Genomic DNA, 14,243 nt, shown 5'->3' on the forward strand with positions numbered 1-14,243 from the left:
GGGAGGCACGGTGCGGGCTGGCACCGTGCCTCCCGTCCGCTCGTGGGCGCGTCCACCGCGCACACGCAGTTCGCGACGATCCACGCGTCGATCGACGCGTGGATCGTCGCAAAGGTGGTGCGGGCCCGGAACCGCGCCCCGCTACTCGGTCGCCTCGGCCTCGGACAGCTCGCGCCGCCCGCGGTACGCCCGGGCCCGCAGCGTGACCACGACCGCCGACGCGACGATCGCGATGCCCGAGCCGACGAGCACGGCGAGCACGCCCTCGTCGAGGATCTCCTCGTTCCGGGCGAACGCGAGCTCGTTCATGAGCAGCGAGACCGTGAACCCGATCCCACCGAGCACCCCGACGGTGATGATCGAGAAGAACGACAACGACGACCGCCCTGGTGAGCGGAAGATCCGCGTGGCGACCGCGCCGAACAGCGTGATCCCGATGACCTTGCCGACCGGCAGCGCGATGACGACCGCCCAGAACGTGGGGGAGAGCTCGCCGATGCCGACGGCGGGGATGGCCACCGCGGCCGACGCGAACGCGAACACCGGCAGCACGATCGCGTTGGACCACGGCTCGACGTTCTCGTGCAGGGTGTGGCCAGGACGCCGGGGGAGCACGAGCCCGAGCGCGACGCCGGCGATGGTGGCGTGCACGCCGGAGTGGTAGACGAGCCACCACGTCAGGAGCCCGACCACGACCATCGCCACGATGAGCAGCGTCTGTCCGTTGCGCCCGGGACGGAGCATCCGGCCGAGCAGCCAGAACACCGCGAGCGTGACGACGGCACCGGCGAGGGCGAGGAAGTCGGTGTCGTGCGCGAACACGACGGCGATGATGATGATCGCGATGAGGTCGTCGAGCACGGCCAGCGCGAGCAGGAACACCCGGATGCCGCTCGGCAGCCCGCGACCGAACATCGCCAGGACACCGAGGGCGAACGCGATGTCGGTCGCCGTCGGGATCGGCCAGCCGTGCGTGTACTGCGTGCCCGCGGTGACGAGCAGGAAGATGCCCGCCGGCACGAGCACGCCGCCGACCGCCGCGATGGCGGGGATGATCGCGGTCTTGGGGTTCGACAGCTCACCGTCGACGAGCTCCTGCTTCAGCTCGATCGCGACGAGCAGGAAGAACACCGCCAGCAGGCCGTCGCTGATCCAGTGCGCGATCGACAGGTCGAGGCCGACGGCACCGAGCGGCAGGTGCGCATCGAGCAGCCGTTCGAGGCCGGGGCCGACCGGAGAGTTCGCGACGACCAGGCCGAGCACGGCGGCGGTCAGGAGCGCGATGGCGCTGAAGCGGGGGGAGCGGACGAGGGACGACATGGATCTCCGTCTCGAGGGGTCGGGTGGTAGTCCGTCGACCAGACTTCCCGACACACCACGACCAGCATACGTGGGTGAGACGATGGCGCGATGACCGCCGTACCGGACCTCGTGACCGTCGTCGACCGCCTGCTCGCCGAGGACGGGGGCTGCGTCTGGAACCGGGCGCAGACCCACGCCACGCTCGCGCGCTACGCGGTCGAGGAGTCCTACGAACTCGTCGACGCCATCGACGACGGCGACCCGGACGACGTCCGCGAGGAGCTCGGCGACGTCCTGTACCAAGTCGTCCTGCACGCCGGGATCGCCGAACGCGCGGGGGAGTTCACCCTGGAGGACGTCGCCGCCGGGGTCCGCGACAAGATGGTCCGTCGACACCCGCACGTCTTCGGCGACGAGACCGCGGACACCGTCGACGACGTGGTCCGGGTGTGGCGCGCGGCGAAGGCGGCGGAGAAGTCGGCCCGGACGAGCGCCCTCGACGGCGTCCCGCGTGCGATGCCGCCACTGGAGCGGGCCGTCAAGCTGCTGGAGCGCCTGGAGGAGCACGGTGCGGCCGACACTGCCGTCGCGTCGGTCGTGGCCGCCGTGCCCGTCGCGCCCGGCGAGTCCGCCGAGTCTGTCGCGCCCGCCGCGTTCGGCTCGGTCGCTGACCGGGAGGCCCGCGGCGCGTCCGCCACGTCGGCTGCGGCACCCGGAACGGGGACCGCTCGGGCATTGGCCGGGTCGCCGGAACCGGCCGACGGTGCGGGGGCGGTGGACCCGGCGTGGGGGATCGCGATGCTGGAAGAGGTCGCCGGAGCGGTGCGGGACGGGATCGACCCGGTCGCGAGTCTCCGCGTGGCGGTCGCTGCGCTCGAGGAAGCCGGCCGCGCCGCGGAGTGAGTGCGCGGGGAGCCGCAGCGTGTGTGCGCGGGGAGCCGCAGCTTGTGTGTGCGGGGAAAGAGAAGGGCGCCCTCCTAACCCGAAAAAGGAGGGCGCCCGTGAGCGGGTGGGCACACCCCCAGGGAGAGGTGTGCACGCAGAACCCGCTCGGGTCGCGGGGCACACTGCAGCACGGTGCCCACGCGATCGGTCCGGAGAGTGGATCAGGCACGCTCCGAACCGAGGTTCTGCATCCAGTATGCCAGTGCAACGCATGCCGCGCAAGCCGGCAGGGTGCATCTGCCAGACTTGACGCCATGGCGACGACCGTGACGGCACCCCGTGGCATGCGCGACTTCCTCCCGGCGGACAAGGCCCGACGCGAGCACGTGCTCGGTGTCGTCCGCGACGTCTACTCGCGGCACGGGTTCGACGAGATCGAGACCCCCGTGGTCGAGGACGCCGCGCGGCTGCACTCCGGGCTCGGCGGAGACAACGAGAAGCTGGCGTTCGCGGTCATGAAGCGCGGGCTCAGCACCGAGGACCTGCAGGCTGCCCAGGCGCCGCTCGACCTCGCTGACCTCGGGCTCCGGTTCGACCTGACCGTGCCGCTCGCCCGGTTCTACGCCTCGCACCGCGCCGAGCTGCCCTCGGTGTTCCGATCGGTGCAGATCGCGCCGGTCTGGCGCGCCGAGCGTCCGCAGAAGGGGCGCTACCGCCAGTTCGTGCAGTGCGACATCGACATCCTGGGGGAGCCCGGGCAGCTGGCCGAGATCGAGCTCATCCGCGCCACGACCGCAGCGCTCGACGCGCTCGGGGTGACCGGCACCACGATCCGCATCAACGACCGGCGGATCCTGCTGACCCTGCTGGCGTCGTGGGGCATCGCGGACCCCGCTGCCGCCGACCGCGCACTCATCACGGTCGACAAGCTCGACAAGATCGGCCCGGACGGCGTCGCCGCCGAGCTCCGCAGCACCGTCGGACAGGAGCTGCCGGGGCTCGAGGACACCATCCGTGCGCTCGAGGCCGCGGACTGGACCTCGGTCGAGGGTGCTGCGTGGCTCGACGCCGAGGCGTTCGCCGACCTGCTGCGCCTGCGGGAAGCGCTGCCCGGTGTCGACCTTCGCTTCGACCCGACGCTCGTGCGCGGCATGGGCTACTACACCGGCACGATCTTCGAGGTCGCGCACCCCGACTTCGGCTACAGCCTGGGCGGCGGCGGTCGGTACGACGGCATGATCGGTCGGTTCCTCGGGCATGACGTCCCCGCGGTCGGCTTCTCGCTGGGCTTCGAGCGCCTGGTCGACCTCGTGACACTCCCGGAGTCCGCCGAGTCGGACGCCGTGGTGCTCGTCTACGACAAGGACGTCGACCCGGTCCGGCTCGCGGCCCTCAAGACCGAGGCGCTCGCATCGCACCGGCGCGTGCGGCTCGAACGGCGCACCAAGAACACGAAGAACCTGCTCGCCGGTCTGGCCGCGCAGGGGTTCTCCGCCTTCGCGACCGTCGGCGCCGACACGACGTCGCTCGAGGGTGTGGAGTTCCGCCCGCTCGACTGAGTTGTCCACACCGGGCGTCACGGTCGACGTCGTGTTCACCTCGGCTCGCTAGGATCGGTCCCGCAAACACCACAACCAATGTGTAGGGAGTACCCCGTGGCCCTGATCGATGCCGTAGGCGCACGCGAAGTCCTCGATTCCCGAGGCAACCCGACGGTCGAGGTCGAGGTCCTCCTCGACGACGGCGTCGTGTCCCGCGCGCTCGTCCCCTCCGGTGCCTCCACCGGCGCGTTCGAGGCGTACGAACTCCGCGACGGCGACGCCTCGCGCTACGGCGGCAAGGGCGTGCTCAAGGCCGTTGACGCCGTCCTCGACGAGATCGGCCCGGCGCTCGAGGGCTTCGACGCCACCGACCAGCGCCTCGTCGACGCCGCGCTCATCGAGCTCGACGGAACCGAGAACAAGTCCCGCCTCGGCGCGAACTCGATCCTCGGTGCCTCGCTCGCCGTGGCCCGTGCCGCTGCCGACTCGGCTGACCTGCCGCTGTTCCGCTACCTCGGCGGCCCGAACGCGCACACGCTGCCCGTTCCGCTGATGAACGTCGTCAACGGCGGTGCCCACGCGGACACCAACGTCGACATCCAGGAGTTCTTCCTCGTGCCGTACGGCGCCGAGTCGTTCTCCGAGGCGCTCCGTTGGGGCGTCGAGACCTACCACGCCCTCAAGGGCGAGCTGAAGAAGCAGGGTCTCGCGACCGGCCTCGGCGACGAGGGCGGCTTCGCGCCGGAGCTCGCGTCGAACCGTGCGGCGCTCGACTTCCTGCTGACCGCGATCGAGAAGGCCGGCTTCACCCCGGGCAAGGACATCGCCGTCGGCCTCGACGTCGCGTCCACCGAGTTCTTCCACGACGGCAAGTACTCGTTCGAGGGCAAGCAGCTCTCGAGCCAGGAGTTCACCGCGTACTTCGCCGACCTCGTCGCGAACTACCCGCTCGTCACGATCGAGGACCCGCTGGCCGAGGACGACTGGGAAGGCTGGTCGCACCTGACCGCCGAGCTCGGCGACAAGGTCCAGATCGTCGGCGACGACCTGTTCGTCACCAACCCGAAGCGTCTGCAGCGGGGCATCGACGAGAAGGCCGCGAACTCGATCCTGGTGAAGGTCAACCAGATCGGCACGCTCACCGAGACCCTCGACGCGGTCTCGCTCGCGCACCGTCACGGCCTCACCTCGATCCTGTCGCACCGCTCCGGCGAGACCGAGGACACCACGATCGCGGACATCGCGGTCGCGGTCGACGGTGGTCAGATCAAGACCGGTGCACCGGCTCGTTCGGACCGCGTCGCGAAGTACAACCAGCTGCTCCGCATCGAGGAAGAGCTCGGCGACGCCGCGGTGTACGCCGGTCGCTCGGCCTTCCCGCGCGCCAAGTCACTGTAAGCAGCTCGGCCAGCAGCACCGGCACCACCGAGACGCCGTCCTCCTCCGGGAGGGCGGCGTTTCGTCGTGTGCGCGGCCTCGGCGAGTCGCTGCAAGGCCACCGAACGGCTCCGCGCCGGGGTCAGGACCTGCCGCGCGCGCTGCGTCGAGTGGTCACGAGTCGTCGGCTAGCCCGGGCTTGGCCGACAGGACCTGACCGCCGGACGCACGCCGGGCGGTGTGTCGTGACCACTCCTGGCACGGGCCGGACGGTGCGGACCGGAGCCGCGCCTCCCGGCAGCATCGATCGGACGACACGAGTCGCTGAGAGGCCACCGAACGGCCGCGTGCCGGGCGCTCCCACCGCGTCGGTCGGGTTATCGTCGGGACGTGCCCAGCCAGAAGCCCCGCGTCCGCCGCGTCCCAGTGGCGATGCCCGACGGCAGCACGTCGGCGCAGCCCTGGTACCGCTCGATCCACTTCTCCGGGTTCAGCCTGCTGATGCTCGCGATCATCGTGCTCTTCGTCGTGGTGCTCGCCCCGTCGCTCCGCACGCTCATCCAGCAGCAGGAGCAGATCGCCCAGCAGCAGCGTGAGGTCGCGAGCCAGAAGGCCGACGTCACGCAGAAGAAGAAGGACGTCGCCCGCTGGGACGACCCCGCGTACATCGAGGCGCAGGCGCGCGACCGCCTGCTCTACGTGTACCCGGGCGAGGAGAGCTACCTCGTGATGGGCGCCGAGGACCGGAAGGCCGAGACCACGCCGACGACGGACTCCGGCACGCCCGTCAGCACGAAGGTCCAGACGCCGAAGGTGGACTGGGTGCAGGCGATGCTGTCCTCGGTGCTGCAGTCGGGGCTCACCGACGAGACCGCCGCCGACCTCGTGGCCCCGGACGTCTCGGGCACCGGCGAGAGCAAGTAGCACCGAGCCGGACCCGTCCGGCACGACGGTGCGCGGGGTACCGGGTCTCCGGTAGGCTCACGTTCCCGTGACGACCCCTCCCTTCGACCCGCCCTCCGACCGCGACGTCCAGGTCGTGTCGGCGCAGCTCGGCCGACCGGCACGCGACGTCATCGGGATCGCGGCACGGTGCGTCTGTGGCAACCCCACGGTCGTCTCCACGAAGCCCCGACTGTCGAACGGCACCCCGTTCCCGACGTTCTACTACCTGTGCCACCCCGCGGCCACCGCCGCGGTCAGCACCCTCGAGGCCAACCAGGTGATGCCGGAGCTGGCAGCACTGCTCGAGGACGACACCACCGCGGCCGCGTACCTCGCGGCCCACGAGTCCTACCTGGCCGATCGCGAGTCGATCGAGCACGTCGACGAGATCGTCGGCATCAGCGCCGGTGGCATGCCCACCCGTGTGAAGTGCCTGCACGCCCTCGTCGGTCACGCCCTCGCCGCCGGACCCGGCGTCAACCCCATCGGTGACCTCGCGCTCGAGCGCGCGGACTGGTCGCCCTCCCGGTGTGAGTGCCGGGCGTATGATGACGGTGCAGACGCTGGAGTCGGGGCGGGTGGCGGCGAAGTCTGACTCGACTCCGAAACCCCCATCCAAGGAGATCATCCCCCGTGCCCAAGATCCTCGTCGTCGGCGGCGGTTACGCCGGTTTCTACACCGCATGGAAGCTCGAGAAGCACCTTCGCCAGGGCGAAGCCGAGGTCGTCATGGTGGACCCGCTGCCGTACATGACGTACCAGCCGTTCCTGCCCGAGGTCGCTGCCGGTTCGATCGAGCCGCGTCACGCGGTCGTCTCGCACCGCCGCCACCTCAAGAACACCCGCGTCGTCACCGCGAAGGTCACCAAGGTCGACCACGCGACGAAGACCGCCACGATCACGCCGACCGAGGGCGAGGCGTGGGAGGAGTCCTACGACCAGATCGTCATGACCGCCGGCGCGGTGTCCCGCACGTTCCCGATCCCGGGTGTCGCGGACGAGGCCATCGGCCTCAAGACGATCGAGGAAGCCGCGGCGATCCGCGACAAGATCCTCACGAACTTCCACAAGGCGGCGAACCTGCCGGCCGGTCCCGAGCGTGACCGCCTGCTGACCGTCGTCGTCGTCGGTGGTGGCTTCGCCGGCATCGAGGTCTTCGCCGAGCTCCGCTCCTTCGTCACCGACCTGCTGAAGAGCTACCCGCAGCTCTCCTTCGACGAGACGCGCTTCCACCTGGTCGAGGCGATGGGCCGCATCATGCCCGAGGTCTCGCTCGAGACCTCGCACTGGGTGCTCAAGAACCTGGCGCAGCGCGGTGCGAACGTGCACCTCGAGACCCAGCTGGCCTCGGCCGTCGGTGGCGTCTGCGAGCTCAAGACGAGCGACGGCGCGATCGAGAAGATCGAGTCCGACCTCATCATCTGGACCGCCGGTGTCATGGCGAACCCGATGGTCAAGGGCACCGACTTCCCGCTCGAGCAGCGCGGTCGCATCCGCGTGCAGCCCGACCTGCGCGTCGTCGACGACAACGGCGTGATCGCGGACGCATGGGCCTGTGGCGACGTCGCAGCCGTGCCGGACCTCACCGGTGGTGGCGTCGGCGGCTTCTGCGTGCCGAACGCCCAGCACGCCGTCCGTCAGGCGAAGCAGCTCGCGAAGAACCTGGTCGCGACCATCCGTGGCGAGGCGACGACCGACTACAAGCACGAGAACCTCGGCGCCGTCGCGGGCCTCGGTCTCGGCATCGGCGTGTTCCAGTCCGGCAAGTTCGCCATGAAGGGCTTCCTGGCGTGGGGCGCGCACCGCGGCTACCACGGCATGGCGATGCCGTCGTGGGAGCGCAAGTGGCGCGTCATCGGCGACTGGGTCGGTGGCTTCTTCCTGGGCCGCGACATCGCGTCGCTCGACGACCGTGAGACCCCGCGCGCTGCGTTCGAGGCCTTCGCGTCCCGTCCGAAGCCCGCGGCCGAGGCCCCGGCAGCTCCGGCCGCCGCTCCGGCTCCGGAAGAGGGCAAGCCCGCCGGTGCCGCCGGCCCGGCGTACGGCGAGCCCGCCAAGGACGTCTCGAACGAGGCCGAGCCCGTGAAGGCCCCGGCGGACGCCAAGTAGTCCCAGCAGCAGTCCACGAGAGGCGGTCACCCTTCGGGGTGGCCGCCTCTCGCGCATCGGTAGGCTGTTGCGGCCCGCCCCCGTGGCCCAATCGGTAGAGGCATGCGACTTAAAATCGCCGAGTTGTGGGTTCGAGTCCCACCGGGGGTACCAGTGCGCGTCCCGCGAAAGCGACAGTCTGCCGCCAACCGCTCGCGGCACACTGTCGCCCTGGCGGGCAAGACGGCGCGACCGCGGGTGCATCTGTCGCTTCGGCGGGTGTGAACCGGCCCCAGCCCGGCCGGGAGGCCCGTGGCGCGCCCGTGCGGACAACTGTCGCTTTGACGTGCGCGAACCAGGTCCGCGCACGAACATGTCCGGCCGAATTCAACTTAGGGTTGCCTACCCTAACTCCTGTCCCTATGCTCAGGGAGTTAGGTAAGGCTACCCAAACTTGGAGACCACCCGAATGCACCTGTCCTCTCCTCGCGCCCGGCGTCTGGCCGCCGGCGCGACCGCCGTCGCCCTCGGCGCGACGATCGCCGCGGCCGCCGCGCTCGGCGCTGCCCCCGCGAACGCCGCCTCCGCCGACGTCACCGACGCGTCGCTGTCCTGGAGCCTCAGCAACGAGGCCAACGCCGGCGCCTACTTCGGCGGCTGCAACTTCCTGTCCGCCGGGGTCGCCGGCAGCTCGGGTGCCTCGGCTCCGTGGACCGCGACCAACCCGTCGCCCGGCTACGCCGCTTCGGCCGGCAACGTCTCGATCGCCTACCCGAAGGCCGCGGGCGGCACCTCGACCCCGACCTTCGCCACGAAGTGCCAGACCGGCGACGGCACCACGGTCCGCCCGGGCACCACGACCGCCGGCGTCCTGACGCTCGCCGCGGGTACGGGCACCGTGGACGCCGCAGCCGGCACCGCGGACATCGCGTGGGACGGCGGCTTCACGGTCGCGTTCTACGGCGGCCTGACCTACTGGTCCGCCGAGGACCCGGAACTGCACGTCGCAGCGGACGGCACGGGTGAGCTCACGGCGACGGTCTCGGGCTACGCGGCCTCGCGCGACGGGGGTAGCTGGGCGCCGCTGACGCCGCGCACGGTGCACCTCGCGACCCTCACCGACGTCGACGTCGACGTCACGAGCTCGGGCATCACCGTGAGCCCGGACTGGCAGGGCGTCGAGCCCGCCTCGGCGACGAGCCTGAACAAGACGAACGCCGACTGGGGTTCGTGGCCGGCGGACTTCGTCGACTTCCAGAACGAGACCGGTCAGAGCTCGTACTGGTACACGTCCGGCGCGAACGACGCCGCGGCCAAGAAGCCGCAGCCGATCTCGATCGCCTACACGGCGGCCGAGGCACCCACACCCGAGCCGACCGAGCCGACCGAGCCCGGCACGCCGGAGCCGACGACCGAGCCGAGCGAGCCCGGCACGCCGGAGCCGACGACCGAGCCGAGCGAGCCGGGCACCCCGGAGCCGACCACCGAGCCGAGCGAGCCCGGCACCCCGGAGCCGACGACCGGCCCGACCACGGAGCCCACCACCCCGGCCCCGTCGATCAGCACCGGTGGCGCCACCACCTTCACGGTCGGCGACTCGGTGCCGCTGCGCGCCGAGGGCCTGCCGGCAGCGACGGAGTACTCGATCGTCCTGCACAGCGACCCGGTCGTCCTCGGCACCGTGACCACGGACGCCGACGGGGCCTTCGCGACCTCGGTCGTGATCCCCACGGGAACCCCGGCTGGAGCGCACACCATCGCGGTGGAGTCCTCGGACGGCACCGCCGTGGTCTCGCTCGCCATCACGGTCACCGCTGACGGCACCGTCGTCGTCGACCCGATCGACACCACCACGGCCGTCACCACCGGCGCAGCCGTGAACACCGGAGGCACCGTCTCGGGCACCTCGGCCCTGCCGTGGATCGGGCTGTCGGCCTTCGGCGTCGTCGCCCTCGGCTCGGTCGCGTTCATCGCGTACCGCCGCCGCGTCACCCAGCAGGACTGACGCACCGGGATCCGCGGGGCGGTCGACCCCGCCACGCGGATCCCGGCACCCAGGTGTCGGGCGGGGGGCGCGCCGCCCCGCCCACCCCGCCCGCCCCCCCCCCGCACGGAAGATGACCGCCCCACGCACCCGACCGCGCACCGCGCTGCTCTGGACGATCGCCGTGCTCGCCGCGGCGTCCCTCGTCGTCGGTGTGGTCGGTGTGGTCACGGCGACCACCGGAGCGGCCTCGCCGACGGCGATCACCGGCACGTCGCTCGACGGCGAGCAGGTCACGCTCGACCCGGGCGAGTCGGGGACGGCGGCGTCTGCCTCGAACGCGGTCGCCGACACCGGCGTCCAGCTCGTGGTGCCGTCGGTCGGGCTGGAGGTGCCGCTCGGCGAACTGGACGCCGTCGACGGGCAGATCACGCCGCCGGGGTTCAGTGAGGCCTACCGGGTCCGCAACCTTGGGGTACCGCTGGCGGACCGCGCGGACGGCACCGTGTTCGTCGTCATGCACTCGCTGCGGAACGGTGCGATCGGGCCGGGCAACCTGCTCATCGACGTCGACGGGCAACGCTCCGAGGTCGTGGTCGGCAGCAGCGTCCGGATCGGCGACGCGCGGTGGACGGTGACCGGTTCCGAGCGGATCACGAAGGCGACCGTGGCCGCCGATGCCGACGTCTGGGCGGACGAGCCCGGCCGGCTCTTGCTCATCACGTGCCTGCAGCGGCCGGACGGCTCCGCGTCGGTCGACAACGTGGTCATCGAGGCCACGCTCGATCGCTAACATCGCCTGCGTGGTCGGACTCGGAAGCGCACTCGCGAACCTGCAGAACGCCCTCCGTCGGCCCGAGGCCCACGTCGAGGTCGTCGACGGCGAGACCGTCCCCGTCGGCATGCTCCTCGGCACACTCGGTGCGCTGCTGCTCGACGCAGGCAGCTCCGTCACCGACGTCCGCTCGGCGCTCGAGAAGGCCCGCGACGCCGCCGGGGTCGGTCCGACCCTGGCGATCGGGGTGCTCCCGGCGCTCGTGATGGTGAGCGAGGTCTCGACCGGTGCGGCGACGATCGTGAACGCCGAGGGCGTCGAGCTGTCGTCCCGACAGGCTGCACGGGCGAACCGGGTCGTGCTCGGGTTGGAGAGCGGGTCGATCGCCCTCGCCGAGATCCCCGCGCGGGTCCGGGCCATCCGTGCCGGCACCGTCCCGCCGCCCGCACTGCCGTGGATCCTCGGCAACGCGCTGACCTCCGCCGGGCTCGCCGTCGTGTTCCGGTGCCCGTGGTGGGCGATCCTGCTCGCGCTCCTGGTCGGTGCGCTCGTCGGGGTCATCGGACTGCTGCTCCGGCGCTTCCGCGAGGCCGTCGCGATCATCCCGTTCCTGGCGGCCTTCGTGTCGACGGCCATCGTCGGACTCGTCGCCGCGGGTGCCGGGTTCGAGCAGGTCCCGCTGTTCGCCGTGTGCGCCCCGGTGGCGGTGTTCGTCCCCGGTGCCCTCATCACGAACGCCCTGCTCGAACTGACCGCTGCGGACATCGTGACCGGGTCCTCGCGGCTGGTCCAGGGGCTCATCATGCTCGGCTTCATGGCGGCCGGCATCGCCTCGGGCAGTGCGCTGACCGGGCTGCACGTCGACCCGTCCTCGGCCGCGCTCGTCGGCGAGGTCGCCGGCGTCGGCACGGACCTGGCCGGGTGGGAGTCCGTGCCGTCCTACTGGGTGTCGTGGGTCGCCGTGGTGGTCCTGGCGGTCGGCCTCGGCCTGGTGTTCCGGTCGGGCTGGCGGCTGACGCTCGTGTCGGTGGCCGTCATGGTCACCGCCTACGCGCTGGTGAGCGGGACGACGCCGGTGTGGGGGAGCGTCGTCGCGACCGGGGCGACGGCGGCGCTGTTGTTCGTCGCGACGCGGTTGCTCGAGCGGCTCGTGCCGGCGATCCCGGCGACGGTGTCGTTCTTCCCGGCGTTCCTGCTGCTCGTCCCCGGGACCGTCGGGCTGGTGGCGGTGGCTACGTTCGACCCCGAGTCCCTCGCGACACCCCTGGCGACCTTCGTCAGCCTGTGCATCGGGACGAAGATCGGTGGGTTGCTGCCGGGTCTGTTCGCCCGGAACGCGCCGAGCCACACGTAGCGCCGGCCCGGGTGGCCCCGCGCCGCCCGGGGCCACGTGGGCGTACCTGGCGGGATCGGGCGTACCTGGTCGGAAGTTTCGACCAGGTACGCCCGATCCGGCAAAGCACCGCACGCGGCATGGGAAGGAACGCACGCAGGCACGGCCGTGGACGCGACCGGCTGACGGACGGGAGGCGCGGGGCGGGGCCGCCACGGGCCTCCCGTCCGACGCCGCGCACGTCCAGAGCGCGCTACGGCTCGAGCAGTCGGCCCGCCGCCTGGTCCTCCGCTGCCGTCGCCTTGGCGAGGTAGTGCACCTTCTTGCCCGTCGCGTTGTACGGCAGCTCGTCGACGAAGCGGTACCGCCGCGGCCGCTTGTAGCGGGCGAGACCGGGGTGCGAGCCCGTCCACTCCTCGAGCACGGCGGCGGCTGCGACGTCGTCGTCCGGTAGCCGTCCCGCTGCACGGACCACGTACGCCGTGACGACCTCGCCCCAACGCTCGTCCGGGATCCCGACGACGATCGAGTCGGCGACGCCCGGGTGCTCCTGCAGTGCGGCCTCGACCTGGACGGGGTGGACGTTCTCGCCGCCGGAGATGATCATGTCGTCCTTGCGGCCGACGATCGTGACCCGCTCGTGCTCGTCCCACGTGGCGAGGTCGCCGGGGTAGAACCAGCCGTTCGCGAACTTCTCCGCCTCGAGCCCCGGGTTGCGGTACGAGTAGCCGGACTTCACGGTCCGGACCGCGAACTCGCCGATCTCGGAGCCGTCCTTCGGCACGGTGTCGCTCGGGTCGGCCAGGCGGTCCTCGTACACGCGCACCACGGCGACGTCGTCGTCCGTCGATGCTCGTCCGGTGGAGCCGGCGCCGTCGGGGAAGTCCTCAGGACGCAGGAAGGTGTTCCAGAAGGTCTCGGTCGTCCCGTAGCCGTTGAAGATCCGCGGGGACAGGAGCTCCTGGTAGCGGAGTGCGGCGGCGCGCTCGAGCGGTGCACCCATCGTGACGATGCCGTGCAGGGACGACAGGTCGCGGGGCCGGGCCTCTTGCGCGTTCGCGAGCTGCACCAGGTTCGGCGGCGCACCGATCAGGAACGTCAGCCGCTCGGACTCGACCAGGTCGAGCACCCGCTCGGCGTCGAAGTGCCGCAGGGTCGTGAGCTCGGCGCCGACGTAGAACACCGGGTTCGGGCCGCCCGAGTACAGGCCGCCACGGTGGAACAGGGGCGACATGTTGAGCGTCTTGTCGAAGGGGCTGAGCGGGAAGTGCATCACGACGTCGTGGGCGCTGAGCACCTCGACCAGGCTCGGCAGGGGCACGGGCTTCGGTCGCCCGGTGGTGCCGGAGGTGTAGAGCCGGGTGGTCTCGTCGTAGGTGCTGCGCGGCTCGGTCGCGGCGAGCTCGGCGGGGGTGACGGGGTCGGCGGCGAGGAGGGCGGTGAACGCGACCCGCGCGTCGTGTGCGGGGTCGTCGTCGTGGTGCGCTGCGTGGTCGTCGCCACTGACGACGACGATGTGGTCCGGACGGTGCGGCGCGGTCTCGAGCGCTCGGGCGATGTCGTCGCCGCGTACCGCGTCGTGCACCAGCACCACGGGCGCGGAGTCCTCGATGATGAAGGCGACCTCGTCGGGCGCGAGCCGGAAGTTCGTCGGCGAGAACACCGCGCCGATGCGGTGGCACGCCAGGTAGAGCATCGCGAATTCAGGCGAGTTGAACAGCTCGACCATCACGACCGAACCGCGACCGACTCCGTGCCGGACGAGCCACCCGCCGATGTGGTCGACGACGTCCCCGAGTTCCGCGTAGGTCCACGACCGACCCGTGTCCGGGTCGCGCAGCGCGGGCCGGTCCGCGAAGCGGTGGGTGTTCCGCGCGAAGCCGTTCGCGTACGTGTAACTGCCCTCGAACACCTCGCGGAACCGCGTCGGGTCGTAGTCGGATCGGGTCTCGGTCATCATCGCTCCCTGGGGCGGTCGAACGGCGCGTCACGCACCGATCGTCACTGTATCCG

General features: G+C 71.4%; 11 protein-coding genes and 1 tRNA gene. 10 read left to right on the top strand and 2 right to left on the bottom strand.

The window, feature by feature from the left end:
* Positions 1–141: 141 nt before the first annotated feature.
* Entirely contained in the window at positions 142–1,320 is a 1,179-nt protein-coding gene (gene nhaA / locus HQQ88_RS18055) for a Na+/H+ antiporter NhaA (RefSeq protein WP_173170738.1), read from the bottom strand.
* Positions 1,321–1,410: 90 nt separating this feature from the next.
* Between nhaA and HQQ88_RS18060 the strand changes: the two genes are divergently transcribed.
* The 10 genes from HQQ88_RS18060 to HQQ88_RS18105 all read left to right on the top strand — a co-directional run bounded on the left by HQQ88_RS18060 (position 1,411) and on the right by HQQ88_RS18105 (position 12,251).
* Complete coding sequence (locus HQQ88_RS18060; protein ID WP_173170739.1) at positions 1,411–2,205, top strand: MazG family protein; 795 nt, start codon at positions 1,411–1,413, stop codon at positions 2,203–2,205.
* Between the two features lie 296 nt (positions 2,206–2,501).
* Positions 2,502–3,746, top strand: coding sequence for a histidine--tRNA ligase (hisS, locus tag HQQ88_RS18065; protein ID WP_173170741.1), 1,245 nt, complete (start codon positions 2,502–2,504; stop codon positions 3,744–3,746).
* A gap of 96 nt (positions 3,747–3,842) precedes the next feature.
* Positions 3,843–5,126 (top strand): phosphopyruvate hydratase, encoded by a 1,284-nt coding sequence (eno, locus tag HQQ88_RS18070; RefSeq protein ID WP_123294734.1) that lies wholly within the window; start codon positions 3,843–3,845, stop codon positions 5,124–5,126.
* 369 nt (positions 5,127–5,495) lie between these two features.
* A complete protein-coding gene (locus HQQ88_RS18075) occupies positions 5,496–6,029 on the top strand; it encodes a septum formation initiator family protein (protein ID WP_111084824.1) in 534 nt (177 codons plus the stop codon).
* Positions 6,030–6,096: 67 nt separating this feature from the next.
* Positions 6,097–6,645 carry a DUF501 domain-containing protein gene (locus HQQ88_RS18080; RefSeq protein ID WP_111084823.1) on the top strand — a complete coding sequence of 183 codons (549 nt, stop codon included), beginning with the start codon at positions 6,097–6,099 and terminating at the stop codon, positions 6,643–6,645.
* A gap of 38 nt (positions 6,646–6,683) precedes the next feature.
* Positions 6,684–8,159 carry an NAD(P)/FAD-dependent oxidoreductase gene (locus HQQ88_RS18085; RefSeq protein WP_123294735.1) on the top strand — a complete coding sequence of 492 codons (1,476 nt, stop codon included), beginning with the start codon at positions 6,684–6,686 and terminating at the stop codon, positions 8,157–8,159.
* Between the two features lie 76 nt (positions 8,160–8,235).
* Positions 8,236–8,312 (top strand) — tRNA-Leu (locus HQQ88_RS18090).
* 280 nt (positions 8,313–8,592) lie between these two features.
* On the top strand, positions 8,593–10,143 hold the full coding sequence (locus HQQ88_RS18095) for a hypothetical protein (RefSeq protein WP_173170743.1): 1,551 nt from the start codon (positions 8,593–8,595) through the stop codon (positions 10,141–10,143).
* A 112-nt stretch (positions 10,144–10,255) separates the two neighbouring features.
* A complete protein-coding gene (locus tag HQQ88_RS18100; protein ID WP_173170745.1) occupies positions 10,256–10,915 on the top strand; it encodes a class F sortase in 660 nt (219 codons plus the stop codon).
* 10 nt (positions 10,916–10,925) lie between these two features.
* Positions 10,926–12,251, top strand: coding sequence for a threonine/serine exporter family protein (locus tag HQQ88_RS18105; protein WP_123294738.1), 1,326 nt, complete (start codon positions 10,926–10,928; stop codon positions 12,249–12,251).
* A gap of 232 nt (positions 12,252–12,483) precedes the next feature.
* On the opposite strand, the gene HQQ88_RS18110 is transcribed toward HQQ88_RS18105, so the two are convergent.
* Positions 12,484–14,187, bottom strand: a complete 1,704-nt coding sequence (locus HQQ88_RS18110; RefSeq protein WP_173170747.1) for an AMP-binding protein — start codon at positions 14,185–14,187, stop codon at positions 12,484–12,486.
* Positions 14,188–14,243: the final 56 nt, after the last annotated feature.

Source organism: Curtobacterium sp. VKM Ac-2861 (genome assembly GCF_013204965.1).
Lineage (GTDB): Bacteria > Actinomycetota > Actinomycetes > Actinomycetales > Microbacteriaceae > Curtobacterium.